Raw genomic sequence first — 19,481 nt, 5'->3', positions numbered from 1 at the left:
GTTCGCGACTGCGGGGCTCGCAAGCTCACTCCTCGCGCTCACGGCGCCTGCCTTTCGTTCGCGACTGCGGGGCTCGCAAGCTCACTCCTCGCGCTCACGGGGCCACCGCCTCCAGGACGAAGTTGAGCAGTGCCTCGTCGCCGTCGCGGCGGCCGTACGCGGCGGCGGCGGAGCCCATCGCGTGCAGCCGGTGCGGGTCGCTGATCAGCGGGATGACCGTCCGCTCGACCCAGTCCGGCGTCAGCTCGGCGTCGTCGACGAGCAGCCCGCCGCCGGCCTCCACCACGGGCAGCGCGTTGCGCTTCTGCTCCTGGTTGCTGTGCGGGTACGGCACGTAGATGGTGGGCAGCCCGATGGCGGCCACCTCCGCGCAGGTCATCGCCCCGCCCCGGCCGAGCATCAGGTCCGCCGCGGCGTAGCCGGCCTCCATCTCGGACAGGTACGGCAGCGTCACGTACGGCACCGGCAGGTCGGTGGGGACGGGCACCGGCTCGTTGCGGGCGCCGATCACGTGCAGCACCTGCACCCCGTTGCGGGCGAGTTCCTTCGCCGCGCCGGCGACGGCGAGGTTGATCGAGCGGGCGCCCTGCGAGCCACCGGCGACGAAGAGCACCGGCAGGTCGGGGCGGAGTCCGAAGTGGGCCCTGGCGGCGTTGCGCATGGCGAACCGGTCCAGCCCGGCGATGCCCCGGCGCAGCGGCACGCCGACGACGCGGGCGTCGCGCAGGGCCTCGGCCTGGGCGGGCTGGTGCGGGAAGCCGACCGCCACGTGGCGGGTGAACCTCATCCCCAGCCGGTTGGCCACCCCCGGCGGCACGTTGACCTCGTGGATCACGATCGGCAGCTCGCGCCGCCAGGCGGCGAGGTAGGCCGGCACGGAGACGTACCCGCCGAAGCCGACCACCACGTCGGCGCGCACCTCTTCGATGACCTTGCCCGCGGCGCGGGCCGCGGTCCACATCCGGCCGGGGGTCTTGACCAGGTTCATGTTCACCGACCGGGGCAGCTGGTAGGCCGGGATCTGCCGCAGGTCGTAGCCCTGCGGCGGGATCAGCTCGTTCTCCAGGCCCTTCGGTGTCCCCAGGCAGGTGATGCGGACGCCGGGGTCGTGTCGGCGCAGGCAGTCGGCGAAGGCGAGCAGCGGGTAGATGTGCCCCCCGGTGCCACCTCCCGCGAGCACCACCGAACGCAGCGGACCCATCAACGTCTCCTCTCGTCCGCCGACCCGCGGCGGGTCCGGGCCAGCCGGACACCGCGCGGTGCGGCCACATCGTCCGGCCGCCGCTCCCGCGACCGGGGTACGGACCCTCGGGCAGCCTGGGGCGCCGCCGGACGGCGGCGCCGCCCGGGAAGCGGCGGCAACGGGGCCCAGAGTAGTCGGACCCATCTGGCCGGCGGACGGGCATGCAGCGCTCTGGCGGCGTCAGGTTCGGCGCGGGCGAAGGAGGCGAGCATCCCGATGGCGGCGAGGGTGACGACCAGGGCGCTGCCGCCGTCGGAGATGAACGGCAGCGGCACACCGGTCAGCGGCAGCAGGCCGACCACCCCGCCGATGTTGATCACCGCCTGGCCGACCAGCCAGGTGGTCGCCGCCGCGGCGGCGAGCCGGCGGAACGGGTCGTCGACCCGACGGGCGATCCGCAGCCCGGTGTACGCCAGCACGGCGAAGAGCGCCACCACCACGACGCACCCGACGACGCCCAGCTCCTCGGCGACCACGGCGAAGATGAAGTCGTTCTCCGCCGCCGGCAGCCACTGCCACTTGGCGATGCTCTTGCCGAGGCCGACGCCGAACCAGCCGCCGTTCTCGATCGCGTAGCGGGCCTGGGCGATCTGGTAGCAGTCGGCCAGCTTGCACTCGTCCGGCGGGGGCGGGCTGATGAAGGCGGTCAGCCGGGCCAGCCGGTAGTTCTCCTCGCCCTTCTCGCCGGAGCCGGCGCCGAGCGAGGCCACCGCGACCAGCAGACCGATGCCGAGCAGGCCCACCGCGGAGAGCGCGGCGAAGACCCGCATCCGCACCCCGGCCGCCCAGAGCAGCCCCACCACCAGGGCGAGCAGGCAGAGCATCGTGCCCAGGTCGTTGTAGCCGACGAGGACGAAGAGCAGGCCCACCACCGGGAAGAGCGGGGTGGCCAGCTCCCGCCACCAGCCCAGCGCGGCGCCCTTGCGGGCGATCACGTGGGCCCCCCAGAGCACCAGGGCGAACTTCGCGAACTCGGAGGGCTGCACCTGGATGCCGCCGACGAAGAGCCAGAGCAGCCGGGCCTCGACCGGGCCGATCCGGGCGGACTCCTGACCCGTCAGCCGGGCGTAGGCGAGCAGCAGGTTGAGCACCAGCAGCAGGCCGATGGCGGTGAACAGCAGCGGCCGGCCCAGCGTCCGGTAGGTCGTCGCCGGCAGCCGCTGGCACGCCCAGAACGCGACGATGCCGATCACCGCGAAGATCGCCTGCTTGACCAGCGACGTCGAGGCGTTGCCGTTCTCCGCGTAGTCCCGGACGCTGGTCGCGGAGAAGACCATGGTGAGGCCGATCAGCAGCAGCAGGCCGGCGCTGGACAGCAGCAGGTGGTAGGAGGCCAGCGGCCGGTCCAGCAGCCCGCGCAGCGCGGCCAGCCCGCCCGCCGGGCCCAGCCCGCGCGGCACCTGGGGACCGGGATCGTCCGGTCCCCGCGTCGCGGCGGGCGCGTCGCGCGTAAGCCTGCCTCCCGCCGACCGCCCGGCCGTCCCCTCCGCCGTGACCTCGATGCCTCGTCCCTCCCCCACCCGACCATCATGGCGGTTCCGCCGGGTCGCCACCGGCGCAACCGCCCGGTCGGCGTGTCGGGCTTGCGCCGGGGCGCGCGCGCCGTCGCGGCCGATGGACACGCCGCGGGGCCCGGGCGACGCGCGCCCGGGCCCCGCGGCGGGAACCGCCGGCCGGCTCAGGTCATGTTCGCGAGGAACTCGCTGTAGAACAGGCCCAGCGCGATGGCCACGCCGATGCCGGCGATGATCCAGAACCGGACCACGATGTTGACCTCGCTCCACCCGGCGAGCTCGAAGTGGTGCTGCAACGGCGACATCCGGAACACCCGCTTGCCGGTGGTGCGGAACGAGATGATCTGGATCACCACGGACATCGTGATGATCACGAAGAGGCCACCGATGATCGGCAGCAGCAGGATCGTCCGGGTGGACATCGCCATGCCGGCGATCAGGCCGCCGAGGCCCAGCGCGCCGGTGTCACCCATGAAGATCCGCGCCGGCGAGGTGTTCCACCACAGGAAGCCCACGCAGGCCCCGGCCGCCGCGCCGGCGATCAGCGCGATCTCCAGCGGGTCCCGGACGGCGTAGCAGTAGTCCTGGGTGTAGTTCGGGTCGGCGCACCAGTGCCGGTACTGCCAGAACGCGATCAGCGCGTACGCGGCGAGGACCATCACCGAGGCGCCGGTGGCCAGGCCGTCGAGGCCGTCGGTGAGGTTGACGCCGTTGGTGGCCGCCATCACCACGAAGATGAAGATGACCACCGCGCCGATCTTGGTGATGTCGAGCGCCGGGATGTCCCGGATGAAGCTGAGCGTCGTGCTGCCCACGGTCTCGGTGTTGGTCTCCGCGCCCGAGGCGTCGGTCATGGTGCTCGGGAAGTAGAGCGCCACGACGCCGAAGACCGCGCCGACCAGGATCTGGCCGAGCAGCTTGCCCCGCTTGTTGAGCCCGCCGCTGTGCCGCTTGCGCACCTTGAGGAAGTCGTCGATGAAGCCGACGGCGCCGGAGAAGACCATCAGCCCCAGCAGCACCAGCGCGGTGATCGTCGGCTCGACCTGGGCGATCTGCGCGTCCGGCAGGGTCGTCAGCGCCAGGTGGCCGGCCACGTACGCGATGACCGTGGCGAGGATGAACACCACGCCGCCCATCGTCGGCGTGCCCTTCTTGCCCTCGTTGCTGGCGAGCCCGAGGTTCGATCGGATCGGCTGGCCGGCCTTCAGCCGGGCGAACACCTTGATCGCGATCGGGGTGCAGAGCAGCGACACCAGGAAGGCCACCCCGATGGCGACGATGACCGCCCTCATGCGGCGCCGCCCCCCGTCGCCGTCGGATCGGATCCGTTGCCGGCGGCGTCCGCGCGCAGCGCGTCGGCCACCTCCCAGGTGCGGTACCGGGAGCCCTTCACCAGGACGACGTCGCCCGGTCGTAACTCGCTCCGCAGCACCTCGACGGCCGCCGCCTGATCGGTGAGCAGCACCGACTCTCCTCCCCAGTCACCTACCGATGTCGCGCCTTCGTGGATCGGCGCGGCCGGCTCGCCCACCACGAGCAGCCGGTCGACGCCCAGTTCGGCCGCGAGCCGGCCGACCTCGGCGTGCCCGTCGCGTTCGAAGGGACCCAGCTCGGCCATGTAGCCCAGCACCGCGACGGTGCGCCGCTCCCGCCCGATGCCGGTCAGCGCGCGCAGCGCGACCGCCATCGAGGCGGGGTTGGCGTTGTACGAGTCGTCGATCACGGTCACCCCGTCGGCGCGTTCGAAGACGTCCATCCGACGGGTGGAGACCAGCCCCATGGCGCCCAGCGCGGTGGCCAGCTCGGCCAGCGGCATGCCCAGCTCGCGGGCCACCGCGGCGGCGGCGAGCGAGTTGGACACCTGGTGCCGGCCGGTCAGCCCCAGCCGCACCGGCGCGGTCCCCTCCGGGGTGACCAGGGTGTACGCGGGCCGCCCCCGGTCGTCCAGCGTCACGTCCTCGGCCCGCACGTCGGCGTGCGCCGCCTCGCCGTAGCGGACCACCCGGGCGACCGTACGCGAGGCCATCGCGTCGACCAGCGGGTCGTCGGCGTTCAACACGGCCAGGCCGTCGGCGGGCAGCGCCTCGACCAGCTCGCCCTTCGCCAGCGCGATCGTCTCCACCGAGCCGAACTCGCCGATGTGCGCCACCCCGACGTTGAGCACCACGGAGATCCGGGGCGGCACCACGTCGCAGAGGTAGCGCACGTGTCCCACCCCCCGGGCGCCCTTCTCCATCACCAGGTAGCGGGTCTCGGGCCCGGCCTGCAACGCCGTGTACGGGTGCCCCAGCTCGTTGTTGAACGACCCGGGCGGGGCGACGGTCGGGCCGAGCCGCGCGGTGAGCTGCGCGATCAGGTCCTTGGTGGTGGTCTTGCCCGACGAGCCGGTCAACCCGACGACGGTGAGACCGGGCAGCCGGTCGACCACCGCACGGGCCAGCCGGCCCAGCGCGGCCAGCGCGTCGTCGACCAGCACCATCGGCACGCCGGGCACCGCACGGGTGCCGAGTACGGCCACCGCGCCGGCCGCCACCGCGCCCGCGGCGTAGTCGTGCCCGTCCACCTTCTCGCCCGGGAAGGCGACGAAGAGCGCGCCCGGGCGCACCTTGCGCGAGTCGAACTCGACCGGGCCGGTGACCCGGGCCTGCGGGTCGGCGCCGGCCAGCCGCCCGTCGACCGCCGAGGCGACCTCGGCCAGGCTGAGCGGGATCACCGCTGACCCGCCGGGTCGGCGAAGCGGGCGCGCAACGCGTCGGCCAGCTCGGTGCGGTCGTCGAACGGGTGCACCTCGCCACCGATCTCCTGCCCGCGCTCGTGGCCCTTGCCGAGCACCGCGACCACGTCGCCCGGCTCGGCCAGCCGGACGGCCGCGTCGATCGCCGTCCGGCGGTCGGCCACCTCCTCGACGCGGGCCGTCGTGCCGGCGCGCCGGGCGCCGGCGAGCACCTCGGCCCGGATCGCCGCCGGATCCTCGGTGCGCGGATTGTCGTCGGTCACCAGCACCACGTCGGCTCCCTCCGCCGCGGCGGCGCCCATCACCGGCCGCTTGCCCCGGTCCCGGTCGCCACCGGCACCGATCACGCAGATCAGCCGGCCCGCGCTGAGCTCCCGCAGCGCCGCCAGCGCGGCGACGATCGCGTCCGCCTTGTGCGCGTAGTCGACCACGCCCCGCACCGGGCCGGGGGCGTCCACCAGCTCCAGCCGGCCGGGGACCCCGCCGCACGCGGCGACTCCGGCGGCGGCGGTCTCCGGGTCCACCCCGGCGGCGACCAGCACGGCGATGGCCAGCAGGGCGTTGGCCACGTTGTGCCGGCCCGGCAGCGCCACGCCGGCCGCCAGGGTCAGCCCGTCGGGGCCGTGCGCGGTGAACCGCTGCGCGTAGCCCTCGCCGCCGACCTCGTCGGCCCACCAGGTGGCGCTCGGGTCGCCGGCCGCCGAGTAGGTGACCGTCGCCGGGCGGTACAGCGACTTCAGCGCCGGGTCGTCGTGGTTGAGCACCTCGACCGCGCAGCGCCCGTCGAACAGCTGCGCCTTCGCGGCGAAGTAGTCCGCCGTGTCGGCGTGGAAGTCCAGGTGGTCGGAGCCGAAGTTGGTGTAGCCGCCGACGGTGAACCGGACCCCGCCGACCCGGCCCATCGCCAGGGCGTGGCTGGAGACCTCCATGACCACGGCGGTGACGCCGCGTTCGCGGGCGGCGGCCAGCATGGCGTGCAGGTCGGTGGCCTCGGGCGTGGTGCGCACGCTGTCGATCGCCAGGTCGCCGAGGCGGGTCTCGACGGTGCCGATCAGGCCGGTGGTGTGGCCGGCGGCGCGCAGGCCGGACTCGACCAGGTAGGCCGTCGAGGTCTTGCCGGCCGTCCCGGTCACCCCGATCACCGTCAGTCCCTCGGTCGGGTCGCCGTAGACGGCCGCGGCGAGGGTGCCCAGCGCGGCGCGCGGGTCGGACACCACCAGCGCCGGCAGGCCCGCCTCGGCCGCCGCGTCGGCGCCCGCCGGGTCGGTCAGCACGGCCACCGCGCCGGCGGCCGCCGCACCGGCGGCGAACTCCGCCCCGTGCCGGCGGGCGCCCGGCAGGGCCGCGTAGAGGTCGCCGGGGCGGACCTCCTGGCTGGCGTGGGTCACCCCGGTCACCACCAGCTCGGCGGCGCCCTCCGGGGGCTCGACGGCGAGCCGGGTGGCGAGGTCGCCGAGCCGGACACCGATCACGGTACGGGGACGAGGATTGCCGGGCACGGCGTCAGACCCTACCCGGTCGTCCGGTTCCGGCCGCACTGCCGCCCCGGTGGTTCGTCCGCACTCACCGATGATGTCGCGGCGTGGCCGCTCAACGCGGATAGACCGTGAACTTCGGGGCCTTCTCCCCACTCGGCGGCACCCCGTAGTGACGCAGCGTGAACTGCATCATGTCCCGGAACGCCGGGGCCGCGATGTCCCCGCCCCCGCCCGAGGGGGTGTGCGCGAAGACCGCGATCACGTAGCGCGGCTTCTCGGCCGGGGCCATCCCGATGAACGAGGCCACCTCGCCGAGCTGCCTGCGCCCGTCGACCAGCCGCCAGCCGGTGCCGGTCTTGCCGGCGACCCGCCACTCGGGGATCGCCGCGGCCCTGCCGGTGGCGTCCTCGACCGTGGTGACCGCCTCCAGGATGGTCCGCAGCGCGGCGGCGTTCTCCGGGCTGAGCACCGACCGGGTGACCGGAGGGTCGGTCGGCGTACGCTTCCCGTCCGGCCCGACCACCTCCTTGACCAGACGCGGCTGCACGTACGTGCCGTTGTTGGCGATCGTCGCGTAGACGGCGGCCATCTGCAGCGGCGTGGCGTCCACGCTGTGCCCGATCGGCACCGACCCGTACGACGACCCGCTCCACTCGTCGAGCGGCAGCAGCCGCCCGCTGGCCTCGCCGGGCATGCCCACCCGCGTCGGCTCCCCGAGGCCGAAGCGCTTCTGGTAGTCGATGAGCCGCTCCGGGCCGAGCTTGTCGGCGATCTGGATGGTGCCGACGTTGGACGAGTACGCCATCATGCCGGGCAGGCTCATCTGCTTTCCGTGCGCCTTGTGCGTGTCGGTGAACCAGACGTCGCCCATCTTGATGCTGTTGGCGATCGGCAGCGTGGTGTCGGGGGTGATCACGCGCTCCTGGAGCGCGGCGCCGAAGGTGATCGCCTTGTGCACCGAGCCGGGGTCGACCACGAAGCTGGTGGCCGCGTCCTCGCGGTCGGTCGGGTCGCTCGGCACGGGCTTCGCCGCGTTGTAGGTGGGGTGGCTGGCCTGGGCCAGCACCTCGCCGGAGGGGATCTCGATCACCACGGCGGCGCCGGTGCTGCCCTTGCTCTGCGTCATGTGCCGGCTCAGCATCCGCTGCACCATGAACTGCAGGTCGCGGTCGATGGTGAGCTGGAGCGAGCTGCCCGGCTTGGCCTTCGTCGTCTCGCTGTAGCCGCCGGGGATCGGGGCGGCCAGGTCGCCGAGGCCGACCTCGTAGACCCGCTTGCCGTCCTTGCCGCGCAGCACGTCGTCGTAGCGGGCCTCCAGCCCCTCCAGCCCGACCATGTCCTGGCTGGTGAAGCCGAGCAGGTTGGCCGCGAGGTCACCGCCGGGCACCTCGCGCCGCTCGTCGCGGTGGGTGTAGATGCCGGGCAGCTCCAGCGCCGTGATCTGCCGGGCCCGGTCGATGTCCACCCCCCGGGCCAGGTATTCGAACTGCGAGTCGACGCCGTTGACCCGCTTGCGGGGCTTCATCTTCTCGGCCAGCTCCGAGGCCGGCATGCCGAGCAGCGGGGACAGCGCCCTGGCGGTGGCCTGCTGGTCCTTGACCTGGGTGGGGTCGGCGTAGACGTAGCGCGCCTCGACGCTGTGCGCCAGCGGGGCGCCGGACCGATCGTAGATGGCGCCGCGCGCCGCCGGCAGCGTGACGGTGCGCAGCCGGTCGGCGAGACCACCGCCGGCGTACGCCGGAGTCTCCACGGCCTGGAGGACCACCAGCCGGATGCCGATGACGGCGAAGAGCGTCAGGGTGAGCACGGTGCCCAGCCGCAGCCGGCGACGGGGATCGGCCAGCCGGGGCGGCTTCGGCGGCTTGCGCGACGGCCGCCGGGCGGCCGGACGGTCCGGCCGGCGGGCGGGGCGCGGGGCGGCGCGGCGCGGGGCCGCCGGCTCGTCGTCGTGGCGCGGGGTGCGGGGCGTGACGGTGCGGACGACGCCGGAGCGGCCCGCCGCCTCCCGCCGGCCGGCCCGGCCGGCGCCGGCGCGCCCGCCGTCGAGGACCTGGAGGGCGGGGCGGAACGGGTCGCCGGAGCGCGTGCTGCGTGGCGTCCGGCGCTGCTCGGCGGGGCCGGCGTCGGCGTCCCGCTCGGCGCGACCGCCGGCGCGCTGCTCGCGCACGGTACGCCCGCGCGGGGTGTACGCCCGGGCGTCGGAGATGCCACCGACCCCCGGCTCGCCGGAGCGCGGCTCGCCGCCCCGGCCCCCGTTACGCGACGAACCGCGCCGGGAGCCTGTGGCGTCCCGGCGCGGTTCCTCCGATCTCGGCGGCACGGTCGTCAGCCTCCCGCGCCCTGCTGGCTGGTGATCGAGGGCTTGCCCCCGGCGGGCTGCGGCACGCCGATGACCTTGCCGTCGGGCAGCCGGATGTAGGCCGGCTCGCCCGCCTCCACCAGACCGAGCTTGCGGGCCCGGGCCTCCAGGTTGCCCGGGGCCTCCGCGTCGGCGATCTCCTTGTTGAGCTGCTGCTGCTCCACGTCGAGCTTGGCCTGCTGCTCCTGGAGCTTCTCCAGCCGGAAGGCGTTCTCGTTGATCTTCGTGTTGACCAGCAGGATGCCGAGCACCCCGCCGACCACCAGCACCAGCACCAGCGCGGCGAAGGGTGCCCGCGGCACCTTCACCGGCGGCGGCGGCGCCACCCGCAGCCGGGGCGGACGGGCCTGGCCGGCGTTGTCCCGCTCGGCCGGACGCAGCGCGGCGCTGCCCTGGGTCGGGAACTCGCGCGCCCCCCGGGCGCGAGTCTCCCCCTGCCGGTTCGCGCGGTCCGTCCGCGGCGTGCCGGTACCGATGCGCGTGGCCCGCTCCGCCGCGGTCCGGCCCCCCGACCGCGGTGCGCGCTGCCCGCCGCCGGCGATGTCCCGACGGTCGCGCTTGTCAATAGTCATGTCCCTCCCCCTCTTCGTCCGTCCCTGTCCCGTCCCCCGGGGTCCGTCGGATCCGTGTCGGATCCGGGAGACCCCGCCCCTGGTTGGTGCATGGCCTTGACCCGCCGGCGGTACCGTTCGCGGTCGGTGCCGCCCTGCTGTGCCGCGTCCGGGTCGAGTCGCTCCGCGGCCCGCAGCCGCACTGACGCGGCCCGCGGGTTCGCGGCGACCTCCACCTCCCCGGGGAGTTCGGCGCCCCGGCTGAGCAGCCGGAACGTCGGACCGGACCCGGGCAGTTCGACCGGGAGGTCGACCGGGCCCTTGCTGCGGACCCGGTCGCTGAGCGCCGCCTTGGTGAGCCGGTCCTCCAGCGAGTGGTAGGACAGGACCACCATGCGGCCGCCCACGTTGAGCTTGTCGAGCGCGGCCGGCAGCGCCGTCTCCAGCGCTGCCAGTTCCTTGTTTACCTCGATCCGTAAAGCCTGAAACGTTCTCTTGGCCGGGTGTCCCCCGGTTCGTCGGGCGGGTGCCGGAATGGACTCCCTGACCAGTTCGGCCAGCCGCGCCGACGAGGTGATCCGGGCCCGCTCCCGCTCGCGGATGATCGCCGAGGCGATCCGGCCCGCGAACTTCTCCTCGCCGTAGACCCGCAGCACGCGGGCCAGGTCCGGATGGGCGTACGTGTTGACCACCTCCTCGGCGGTCACCCCCCGGGTCTGGTCCATCCGCATGTCCAGCGGGGCGTCCTGCGCGTAGGCGAACCCGCGGTCGGGTGCGTCGAGTTGCAGGGAGGAGACGCCCAGGTCGAACAGGATGCCGTCGATCGCCGGGTAGCCCAGCCGATCGAGCACCTCCGGCAGCTCGTCGTAGACGGCGTGCTCCAGGTGGACGCGGTCGGCGAAGCGGGCCAGCCGGACGCGTGCGTGAGCGAGCGCCTCGGTGTCCCGGTCCAGCCCGATCAGCACCGTCTCCGGATGCGCCTCGAGCACCGCCTCGGCGTGCCCGGCCAGGCCCAGCGTCGCGTCGACGTGGACCGTCCGCCCGCCCCGGCCCAGCGCGGGGGCCAGCAACTCGAGACACCGCTCGAGCAGCACCGGCACGTGCGTGCCGCGTAGCTCCCCCATGTCGACCCCCACTGGTGTGAAACCTTCGTCCTTCACGCGTCTGTCGTCGGACGACGCCGTGCCGTCGTACCGCCAGATCCCCATCCGCTCCCGCCCGTCGGAGGCCGCGGCCCTCCGATCGGATCGTGCGCCTGGCACCGGGGAAGGGGTGCCAGGAACTCGAAAGCGGGTGGAGATCTCGCAGTACGTCGGGCGCCGTCACGCCCTACAGACCGCCGGGCAGCACCCCCTCCTCGATGTCGGCGAAGCCGTCTTCGCTCTCCGCGAGGTAGGTCTCCCAGGCAGCCTTGTCCCAGATCTCCACCCGGGTGCTCGCGCCGATCACGACCAGATCCCGGTCGAGCGCGGCGTAGGCCCGCAGGTGGGCCGGGATCGTCACCCGGCCCTGCTTGTCGGGCACCTCGTCGTGCGCGCTGGCGAAGAAGACCCGGCTGTAGGCTCGGGCCGCCTTGTTCGTCATCGGTTGCGCGCGCAACTGCTCCGCGATCCGCTGGAACTCGGGCATCGGGAAGGCGTAGAGGCAGCGATCCTGCCCTTTGGTTATCACGACACCCCCCGCCAGCTCGTCCCGGAACTTCGCCGGGAGGATCAACCGGCCTTTGTCGTCCAGGCGCGGGGTGTGGGTGCCGAGAAACATCGGCCCAACCCCCTCGCCCTTGAGCGGCGTTCGCGGCGCCGCTGACCCCCCGGGCCGGTGGGCCCTCCCGGCCTCACCACTGCGCCCCACTCTACTCCACTTCCCTCCACCCGCAACCAGAATCGCCCGCGTGGCGCGAGCTTTCGCCGCGCAAAACCGCACGTCAACGGGGGTGGAGCGGAGTGGAGGGCCGCGGGCCCGCCGGGCCGGTCCGCTTTCCGACATAGATCGACTCCGTCCGGCTGAGCGCGTCCCGACCACCCCGCCGGACCACCCCGGCCGAACGGTTCGCCGTCGGCGGCGATCTGGCGGGGTCGCCGGTCCGGTAACCTCGCTCGGGTGACGGACGCGAAGATGCCCCTGCGGGCAAAGGTGGCAAGCTCGGTGTCGCGGACCGCCGCGGCGCTGTCGCGGGCCGCAGGGCGCGGTGACGGTTCGGTGATCGGCGGCTGGATCGGCCTGAAGATCGACCCGGACCTGCTGGCCCACCTGTCGGCCGGGCGCGCCATCGCCCTGATCTCCGGCACCAACGGCAAGACCACCACCACCCGGCTCACCGCGGCGGCGGTCGGGGTGCTCGGCCGCGTCGCCACCAACTCGTTCGGCGCCAACATGCCGACGGGGCACACCTCGGCGCTCGCCAAGGCCGGCAGCACGCCCTACGCGGTGCTGGAGGTGGACGAGCACTACCTCGCCCAGGTGCTGGACGCCACCGAGCCGCACGTGGTGGCGCTGCTCAACCTCTCCCGCGACCAGCTCGACCGGGCCAAGGAGGTCGCCATGATGGCGCAGCTCTGGCGCGCCGCGCTGGTCCGGCACACCAACGTCCGCGTCGTCGCCAACGCCGACGACCCGATGGTGGTCTGGGCCGCGACCCCGCCGCCCAACCACGACCACCGCATCGCCCCGCCGCAGGTCACCTGGTTCAGCGCCGGGCAACGCTGGCACGACGACTCCTGGGTCTGCCCCGAGTGCGGCTCCACCATCCAGCGCTCCGGCGACCAGTGGTGGTGCAGCGGCTGCCCGCTGCGCCGGCCCGAGCCGCAGTGGACGGTGGAGGACGACGGCGTGCTCGACCCGACCGGCGCCTGGCACAAGGTCAAGCTCCAGCTTCCCGGCAAGGTCAACGTCGGCAACGCCGCGACCGCGCTGGCCGTCGCCGCCGAGTTCGGCGTCCGGCCCGTGGACGCGGTGCTCCAGCTCGGCAGCGTCACCTCCGTCGCGGGCCGCTACGCCCAGGTCGACCGGGACGGGCGCAACATCCGGCTGCTGCTGGCCAAGAACCCGGCCAGCTGGCTGGAGGCCTTCGACATGGCCGACGTCGCCCCGACGCTGCTCTCCATCAACGCCCGGGACCCCGACGGGCTGGACACCTCCTGGCTCTTCGACGTCGACTTCGCCCCGCTACGGGGCCGGCAGGTGCTGATCACCGGGGACCGCGCGTACGACCTCGCGGTCCGGCTCGAGGTCAACGACGTGCCCTTCCAGCATGTGCGGACGTTCGACGACGCCGTCCGGTCGGTGCCCCCGGGGCGCCTGGAGGTCATCGCGAACTACACCGCGTTCCAGGACATCCGAGCGGAGTTGGACCGTGTCAACTGAGAGCCTGCGCATCGTCTGGATCTACCCCGACCTGCTCTCCACCTACGGCGACCGGGGCAACGCCCTGATCCTCGCCCGCCGGGCGCGGCAGCGCGGCTTCCCGGTCGAGGTGCTGGAGGTGCGTTCCGACCAGCGCCTCCCCTCCACCGCCGACATCTACCTCATCGGCGGCGGCGAGGACGGCCCGCAGGCGCTCGGCGCGCAGCGGCTGCTCGCCGACGGCGGCCTGCACCGGGCGGTCGCCCAGGGCTCGGTCGTGTTCGGGGTCTGCGCCGGCTACCAGCTCCTCGGCACCTCCTTCTTCGCCAAGGGCACCCTCTGCGCCGGGCTGGAGCTGCTCGACCTCTCCTCCGACCGGGGGCCGACCCGCGCCGTCGGCGAGCTGGCCGGCGAGATCGACCCACGGCTGGGCGTGCCGGCGCTGACCGGGTTCGAGAACCACGGCGGGCGCACCCACCTCGGCCCGGGGGTCTCCCCGCTGGCCCGGGTCACCGCCGGGGTCGGCAACGACGGCGCCACCGAGGGGGCGTGGCGGGGCAAGCTGCTCGGCACGTATTCACACGGCCCGGCCCTCGCCCGCAATCCCGCCCTGGCGGACCTGCTGCTGCGCTGGGCCACCGGCGCGCACCAGCTCCCGCCGCTCGACGACACCTGGTCGGACCGGCTGCGCGCCGAGCGCCGCACCGCGGTGGCCGCCGCCGCCCGGGCATGATCCTGGCCGTCCGGCGGCTGCTGCGGCAGCCGTCGGCCGTCCGGTTCGCCCTGCTGCTGCTCCTGCTCGCCTCCTTCGGGGCGGTGCTGCTCGTCGTCGACCTGCCCGAGGCGCGGGAACTGCCCGGGCTGGCCGACCGGCTGGGCGGTTTCGCCCCCGTGGCGGCGGTCCTCGGCGGAGCGCTGCTGCTGGTCGTGCTGGTCCCCCGGACCTTCATCACGCTCGCCTCGGGCGCGATCTTCGGTGCGCTGGAGGGCGCCGCGTACGCGCTGGGCGCCGCCCTGCTCGCGGCGGCGCTGGGCTTCACGGTCGGCCGCCTGCTCGGGCGGGACTTCGTCGCCGAGCGGGTACGCGGCCGGCTGGCCCGGCTGGACGGCTGGTTCGCCCGCCAGAGCGTCCTGGGCGTGGTCACCGTACGGCTGCTGCCGATCGCCGGCTTCGGGCTGGTCAGCTACGGCTACGGCACCACCGGCGCCCGGGTGCTGCCGTTCCTCGCCGGCAGTGTGATCGCCTCCGCGCCCACCGCGTTCGGCTACGCGGCGGTGGGCGCGACGGTCACCTCCCCGGGCGACGTCAACTGGTTCGGCGCCGCGCCGGCCGCGCTCGGCCTGATCGCCAGCGTCGTGCTGATCCACCGCTGGTGGCGCGCCGAGCGGCAGCGCCGGCTCGGGCCGAGCTGAGGCCGGCGGTGCGCGGCGGGTCGCCCGGAGCGGGCGGGGCCACGGGGCCGGAAGACGAGGGGCGACAGCCGACCGGCGCCACCGGTCGCGTCGACCCGACCGTCACCGGTCGCGTCGACCCGACCGCCACCGAGGAGCGGCTGCGGGGCGGCTTCATCGCCGAGGTGGTCCGGGTCGGCGACACCGTCCGGCGTACGCCGCCGCAGAACGCCGGGTTCGTCGCCGCGCTGCTGCGGCACCTGGAGCGGGTGGGCGCGGACGTCGCGCCCCGCCACCTCGGCACGGACGAGCGGGGTCGGCAGGTGCTCAGCCACGTCGACGGCCGGGTGCCGTGGCGGGACAGGGAGGATCCGGCGTACTTCGCCGACCCGGCGCTGACCCGGCTGGCCGAGCTGCTCCGGCGGCTGCACGACGCCTGCGCGGGCAGCCCGCTGGCCGGCGACGCCGAGACGGTCTGCCACCGCGACCTGTCCCCGAAGAACACGGTGTACCGGGACTCTCCGGCCGGCCCGCTGCCCGTGGCGCTGATCGACTGGGACCTGGCCGCGCCCGGCCGGCGGGTCGAGGACGTCGCCTTCGCCGCCTGGCACTGGGCGGCGACGGGGCCGGGAGCCGACCCAGTGGAGCTTGGCCGGCGCGCCCGACTGCTCTGCGACTCCTACGAGGCGGCCGGCACGGGGTCGCTCGCGCTCCCCCGCGCCGAACTGGTCGACGTGATGCTCGCCCAGATCGACGGCACCTGGCGCGGGATCGCGGCCGGCGCGGAGCGGGGTGATGCGGCCATGTGCCGGCTCCGCGACGCGGGGATCGCCGACACGGTGCGCCGCTGGCACGACTGGCTGGGCGAGCGCCGCCCGGTGGTGGCGGCCGCGCTGCGCTGACCGGCTCCGCGCCGCACGGCGGCCACGCTGCGCTGAGCGCCCGGAGCGCGCCCGGTCGCGCGCCTCATCCCGTTGGGGAGACCAGGCCGGCCTCGTAGGCGGCGATGACGAGGTGCACCCGGTCGCGGGCGCCCAGCTTGCTGAACAGCCGGGCCACGTGCGCCTTGGCGGTGGCCGCGCTGATCACCAGCTCGGCGGCGATCTCGCCGTTGGACAGGCCCCGGCCGACGAGCGTCAGCACCTCGCGCTCCCGCTCGGTGACGCCGTCGAGGGCCCGGGTCGGGGCGGCGGGGGTCGGCCGGCGGGCGAACTCGGCGATGAGCCGGCGGGTGACCCCGGGGGCGATCAGCGCGTCCCCGGCGGCGACCACCCGGACCGCGCCGAGGATGTCGTCCAGCGCCATGTCCTTGACCAGGAACCCGCTCGCGCCGGCACGCAACGCGGCGTGCACGTGCTCGTCGTCGTCGAAGGTGGTGAGCACGAGGACGCGGGTGGCGCCGCCGTGCGCGGTGATCGCGCGGGTGGCCTGGATGCCGTCCATGCCGGGCATCCGCAGGTCCATCAGCACCACGTCCGGCACGACCTCGCGGGCCAGCCGCACCGCCTCGGCCCCCGTACCCGCCTCGCCGACGACGTCGATGTCGGGGGCGTCGGCGATGAGCACCCGCAGGCCGGCACGGACCAGTGGCTGGTCGTCGACGAGCAGCACCCGGACGCTCACCGGTCCGCCGTCCCGGCCCGCGCTCCGACCGACTCCGTCGCCACGTGTGCTGCCGGCGCTGCCGGTGGCGCCGGCGCTGCGGGGGGTGCCGGTAGCCACGCCGCCACCCGGAAGCCGCCCTCGGGGCGGGGCCCGGCGTGGAACCGGCCCTCCAGCAGAGCGACCCGTTCGCGCATGCCGAGGATGCCGTGCCCCTCGCCGCCGACCGCGCCGCCCCGGCCGTCGTCGACGACCTCCACGGCGACCTCGTCGGGGCCCTGTGTGACGGTGACCCGGCACCGGTCGCTGCCCGCGTGTCGTACCACGTTGGTGAGCGCCTCCTGCACGATCCGGAACGCGGCGAGGTCGACCTCGGCCGGGACCGGCCGCCGTTCGCCGACGCGCCGCAGGTCGACCCGCACCCCGGCGTCGGCGGCGGCGACGACCAGCCGGTCGAGGTCGTCCAGCCCCGGCGTCGGGTCCAGCGACGCCGATTCCGACTGCGGGCGGCGCAGCGCGCCGAGCGTACGCCGCAGGCCGGCCAGGGTGTCGCGGCTGGTCGCCTCGATGGTGGCCAGCGCGGCGCGGGCCTGGGCCGGTTGGGTGTCGATGACCCGGGCCCCCACGCCGGCCTGGATGGCGATCACCCCGATGCTGTGGGCGACCATGTCGTGCAGCTCGCGGGCGATGCGCAGCCGCTCGGCGGTGACCGCCTCGGCGGCGGTGTGCGCCCGGACGGCTGCGGCGTAGCCGCGCCGGGCCTGGACCGAGTTGCCGACCGTCCACGCGGTGACGACCGCCAGCACGGCGAGCGTGGCCCGGTTGATGGGGTCGCTGGCGGGGTTCACGAAGCCAGCGGTGATCTGCACGACGAGCACCGCGACGGCCACCGGCACCGAGACGCGGCGCGACCTCCTCGCCGCGATCAGCCCCACCACCAGGTCGATGGCCAGGAACTGTGCGTACCAGATGTCGGTCAGGTAGCCGCCTTCCGGAACGTTGACGGCGGCGGTGATCACGCACGCCGCGACGACCATCAGGACCAGGGCGAGCACCGGGCGGCGGCGCAGCAGGCCGGCGGGCGGCACCACGGCCAGCAGCGGCACCAGGTAGCGCTCGGAGATCCACCAGTCGCCGAACCCCACGCCGCCCCGGCTCGACGCGACGGCCGGGGCGAGCAGCACGGTGACGGGCAGCAGCGCGACGCCGACCCAGGGCAGGACCGCCCGCGCCAGCGACGCGGCGCGGCGCGGCAGCGGCACGGTGGCGTCCATGCGCACACCGTAGACAGCCGGTCGCCGCCCGCGCATCGGCCCACGGGCGTACGCCCCGGGGCGGGTCACCGGCCGCCGGGTGTGGCCGCCGGGGCGACGCCCCGCCGCCCGCCGCCCGGCAGCGTGGGTGGAGTGATCGAACTCAACGCCCTGACGAGACGGTACGGCCGCACGACGGCCGTCAACGACCTCACCCTGACCGTGCGCCCCGGCCACGTGACCGGGTTCCTCGGCCCCAACGGGGCCGGCAAGTCCACCACGCTGCGGATGATCATCGGACTCACCGCGCCGACCAGCGGCACCGTCACGGTGGACGGGGTCCGCTTCGCCGACCGGCCACGCGGGCTGCGCCACGCCGGCGCGTTGCTCGACGCCGGGGACGTGCACGGCGGGCGCAGCGCCGTCGCGCACCTGTCGGCCCTGGCCCGCAGCAACGGCATCGCGCGCGCCCGGGTCGACGAGGTGCTGCGGGAGGTGGGGCTGTCGGCCGTCGCCCGGCGGCGCATCGGCGGCTTCTCGCTCGGCATGCGGCAACGGCTCGGGATCGCCGCCGCGCTGCTCGGGGACCCGCCCGTACTGCTCTTCGACGAGCCGTTCAACGGCCTCGACCCGGAGGGGGTGCGCTGGGTACGGGACCTGTTCCGGCGGCTGGCGGCCGAGGGGCGCACGGTCTTCGTCTCCAGCCACCTGATGAGCGAGATGCAGAACTGCGTCGACCGGCTCGTGGTGATCGGCCGGGGCCGGCTGATCGCCGAGCAGGGCCTCGCCGAGTTCGCCGCCGGGAGCACCCGGGCCGACGTGACCGTCCGTACGCCCGACCCGGCGACCCTGTCCGCCGTGCTCACGGCCGAGGGCGCGCACGTCCGCCCCGACGACGCCGGGGCGCTCGTCGTGACCGGCCTGACGGCCGCGCGGATCGGCGACCTCGCGCTCGCCCACGGAGTCGGGCTGCACGAACTGACCACCCGTACCGCCTCGCTGGAGGAGGCCTTCATGGCACTCACCGCCGACAGCGTCGAGTATCTCGCCGGGGAGGGGACCCGATGACCGCCGTGACCCAGCCGACCCGCCGTCCGACCATGACCGGGGCGCCGGCCCGGTTCCGCGACCTGCTGGCCGCCGAGTGGATCAAACTCTGGTCGCTGCGCTCGACCCGCTGGACGCTGCCGCTGGTCTTCCTGTTCGTGGTCGGGGTCAGCGTCAACGCCAGCCTCGCCGACCACCGGAACTGGCCGGGATACCCGCAGGGGCGCCGGGAGATGTTCCACCTGTACGGGCCGGTGCGCGACGCCTTCCCCGAGGTCGGCTACCTGGTGCTGATCCTCGTCTCGGCCACCATCGGCGCCCTGACGATCGTCGGCGAGCACCAGAGCGGGCTGATCCGGGCCACGTTCGCCGCCGTCCCCGCCCGCCGCGCGCTGGTCGCGGCGAAGGCCGCCGTACTGGCCGGGGTCATGCTCGGCTTCGGCACGGTCACCGCGGCGACGTCGTTCTGGGTGTCCCAGGCGATCCTCGCCGACCGGGACGCCGGCTGGTCGATCGGCGAGCCGGGGGTGCTGCGCGCCGTCGTGGCGAGCGCCGTGCTGGTGCCCGTGTGCGCGCTGGTCGGGCTGGGTCTGGGCGCGCTCACCCGGCACGCCGCCGGTGCGGTGGCCGCCGCGACGGCGGTGCTCGTGCTGGTGCCGATGGCGGTGGACAGCGACGAGCACCGGTGGATCGCCGAGGCGTACAACGCCCTGCCCCTCACCGCCTGGCTACGACTGATCGAGGTGCATCCCGACGTCGTCAACCGGGACCCGTACCCGGCCACCGTCACCGGGTCCTGGCTCACCCTGGCCGCCTGGTCCGCGGCCGCGACCCTCGCCGCCGTCACCCTGACCCACCGCCGCGACCCGTAACCGCCCGCCCCACCGACTCCCGGTGCGGTGCGGTGCGATCCGGTGCGGTCCGGTGCGGTCCGGACCGACCGGGTGTAAGGAAGGGCCCCCTCCT

General features: G+C 74.7%; 16 protein-coding genes and 1 pseudogene. 6 read left to right on the top strand and 11 right to left on the bottom strand.

What is annotated here, in order from left to right:
• Positions 1-94: 94 nt before the first annotated feature.
• The 9 genes and pseudogenes from murG to mraZ all read right to left on the bottom strand — a co-directional run bounded on the left by murG (position 95) and on the right by mraZ (position 11,640).
• A complete protein-coding gene (gene murG, locus RM555_RS10870; RefSeq protein WP_311411625.1) occupies positions 95-1,201 on the bottom strand; it encodes an undecaprenyldiphospho-muramoylpentapeptide beta-N-acetylglucosaminyltransferase in 1,107 nt (368 codons plus the stop codon).
• Positions 1,201-2,613, bottom strand: a complete 1,413-nt coding sequence (locus RM555_RS10865; protein WP_311411664.1) for an FtsW/RodA/SpoVE family cell cycle protein — start codon at positions 2,611-2,613, stop codon at positions 1,201-1,203. The genes murG and RM555_RS10865 overlap by 1 nt, the downstream gene beginning before the upstream one ends.
• 308 nt (positions 2,614-2,921) lie before the next feature.
• Positions 2,922-4,049 (bottom strand): phospho-N-acetylmuramoyl-pentapeptide-transferase, encoded by a 1,128-nt coding sequence (mraY, locus tag RM555_RS10860; RefSeq protein ID WP_311411624.1) that lies wholly within the window; start codon positions 4,047-4,049, stop codon positions 2,922-2,924.
• Entirely contained in the window at positions 4,046-5,470 is a 1,425-nt protein-coding gene (locus RM555_RS10855) for a UDP-N-acetylmuramoyl-tripeptide--D-alanyl-D-alanine ligase (protein ID WP_311411623.1), read from the bottom strand. The genes mraY and RM555_RS10855 overlap by 4 nt, the downstream gene beginning before the upstream one ends.
• A complete protein-coding gene (locus RM555_RS10850; RefSeq protein ID WP_311411622.1) occupies positions 5,467-7,029 on the bottom strand; it encodes a UDP-N-acetylmuramoyl-L-alanyl-D-glutamate--2,6-diaminopimelate ligase in 1,563 nt (520 codons plus the stop codon). The genes RM555_RS10855 and RM555_RS10850 overlap by 4 nt, the downstream gene beginning before the upstream one ends.
• Before the next feature lie 52 nt (positions 7,030-7,081).
• A complete protein-coding gene (locus RM555_RS10845; RefSeq protein ID WP_311411621.1) occupies positions 7,082-9,289 on the bottom strand; it encodes a peptidoglycan D,D-transpeptidase FtsI family protein in 2,208 nt (735 codons plus the stop codon).
• A 5-nt stretch (positions 9,290-9,294) separates the two neighbouring features.
• Complete coding sequence (locus RM555_RS10840; protein WP_311411620.1) at positions 9,295-9,900, bottom strand: septum formation initiator family protein; 606 nt, start codon at positions 9,898-9,900, stop codon at positions 9,295-9,297.
• Positions 9,890-11,003, bottom strand: a pseudogene (gene rsmH, locus RM555_RS10835) (16S rRNA (cytosine(1402)-N(4))-methyltransferase RsmH). Before rsmH ends, RM555_RS10840 begins: the two are co-directional and overlap by 11 nt.
• A gap of 205 nt (positions 11,004-11,208) precedes the next feature.
• Positions 11,209-11,640, bottom strand: a complete 432-nt coding sequence (mraZ, locus tag RM555_RS10830; RefSeq protein WP_311411619.1) for a division/cell wall cluster transcriptional repressor MraZ — start codon at positions 11,638-11,640, stop codon at positions 11,209-11,211.
• A 354-nt stretch (positions 11,641-11,994) separates the two neighbouring features.
• Here mraZ and RM555_RS10825 point away from each other — a divergent pair, with 354 nt between their 5' ends.
• The 4 genes from RM555_RS10825 to RM555_RS10810 are packed head-to-tail and all read left to right on the top strand — an operon-like array spanning position 11,995 to position 15,515.
• The gene (locus RM555_RS10825) at positions 11,995-13,242 is read left to right on the top strand and encodes a MurT ligase domain-containing protein (RefSeq protein WP_151457258.1); all 1,248 of its coding nucleotides are present in this window, start codon (positions 11,995-11,997) and stop codon (positions 13,240-13,242) included.
• Positions 13,232-13,954: a type 1 glutamine amidotransferase gene (locus RM555_RS10820; protein ID WP_132236287.1), complete on the top strand. Its 723-nt coding sequence runs from the start codon at positions 13,232-13,234 to the stop codon at positions 13,952-13,954. The genes RM555_RS10825 and RM555_RS10820 overlap by 11 nt, the downstream gene beginning before the upstream one ends.
• A complete protein-coding gene (locus RM555_RS10815; protein ID WP_311411618.1) occupies positions 13,951-14,634 on the top strand; it encodes a TVP38/TMEM64 family protein in 684 nt (227 codons plus the stop codon). The genes RM555_RS10820 and RM555_RS10815 overlap by 4 nt, the downstream gene beginning before the upstream one ends.
• 8 nt (positions 14,635-14,642) lie before the next feature.
• Positions 14,643-15,515: a phosphotransferase gene (locus tag RM555_RS10810; protein WP_311411617.1), complete on the top strand. Its 873-nt coding sequence runs from the start codon at positions 14,643-14,645 to the stop codon at positions 15,513-15,515.
• Between the two features lie 64 nt (positions 15,516-15,579).
• Here RM555_RS10810 and RM555_RS10805 read toward each other — a convergent pair whose 3' ends face one another.
• Positions 15,580-16,236, bottom strand: a complete 657-nt coding sequence (locus tag RM555_RS10805) for a response regulator transcription factor (RefSeq protein ID WP_311411616.1) — start codon at positions 16,234-16,236, stop codon at positions 15,580-15,582.
• Positions 16,233-17,489, bottom strand: a complete 1,257-nt coding sequence (locus RM555_RS10800) for a sensor histidine kinase (protein WP_311411615.1) — start codon at positions 17,487-17,489, stop codon at positions 16,233-16,235. Before RM555_RS10800 ends, RM555_RS10805 begins: the two co-directional genes overlap by 4 nt.
• 132 nt (positions 17,490-17,621) lie before the next feature.
• Here RM555_RS10800 and RM555_RS10795 point away from each other — a divergent pair, with 132 nt between their 5' ends.
• Together RM555_RS10795 and RM555_RS10790 are read left to right on the top strand one after the other, a co-directional pair.
• Positions 17,622-18,536 carry an ABC transporter ATP-binding protein gene (locus tag RM555_RS10795; RefSeq protein ID WP_396888729.1) on the top strand — a complete coding sequence of 305 codons (915 nt, stop codon included), beginning with the start codon at positions 17,622-17,624 and terminating at the stop codon, positions 18,534-18,536.
• Complete coding sequence (locus tag RM555_RS10790) at positions 18,533-19,387, top strand: hypothetical protein (RefSeq protein ID WP_311411613.1); 855 nt, start codon at positions 18,533-18,535, stop codon at positions 19,385-19,387. Before RM555_RS10795 ends, RM555_RS10790 begins: the two co-directional genes overlap by 4 nt.
• Positions 19,388-19,481 lie beyond the last annotated feature (94 nt).

This window comes from Micromonospora reichwaldensis (assembly GCF_031845925.1).
In the GTDB taxonomy this organism is placed as follows: domain Bacteria; phylum Actinomycetota; class Actinomycetes; order Mycobacteriales; family Micromonosporaceae; genus Micromonospora; species Micromonospora reichwaldensis.
The sequence above is the reverse complement of the archived record's forward strand: the minus strand, read 5'-3'. Positions and strand labels throughout refer to the sequence as shown.

Coding starts and splice junctions, on each gene's coding strand:
- RM555_RS10800 (WP_311411615.1), bottom strand. CDS start 17,489: ATGGACGCCACCGTGCCGCTGCCGCGCCGCGCCGCGTCGCTGGCGCGG.
- mraY (WP_311411624.1), bottom strand. CDS start 4,049: ATGAGGGCGGTCATCGTCGCCATCGGGGTGGCCTTCCTGGTGTCGCTG.
- RM555_RS10825 (WP_151457258.1), top strand. CDS start 11,995: ATGCCCCTGCGGGCAAAGGTGGCAAGCTCGGTGTCGCGGACCGCCGCG.
- mraZ (WP_311411619.1), bottom strand. CDS start 11,640: ATGTTTCTCGGCACCCACACCCCGCGCCTGGACGACAAAGGCCGGTTG.
- murG (WP_311411625.1), bottom strand. CDS start 1,201: ATGGGTCCGCTGCGTTCGGTGGTGCTCGCGGGAGGTGGCACCGGGGGG.
- RM555_RS10840 (WP_311411620.1), bottom strand. CDS start 9,900: ATGACTATTGACAAGCGCGACCGTCGGGACATCGCCGGCGGCGGGCAG.
- RM555_RS10815 (WP_311411618.1), top strand. CDS start 13,951: ATGATCCTGGCCGTCCGGCGGCTGCTGCGGCAGCCGTCGGCCGTCCGG.
- RM555_RS10790 (WP_311411613.1), top strand. CDS start 18,533: ATGACCGCCGTGACCCAGCCGACCCGCCGTCCGACCATGACCGGGGCG.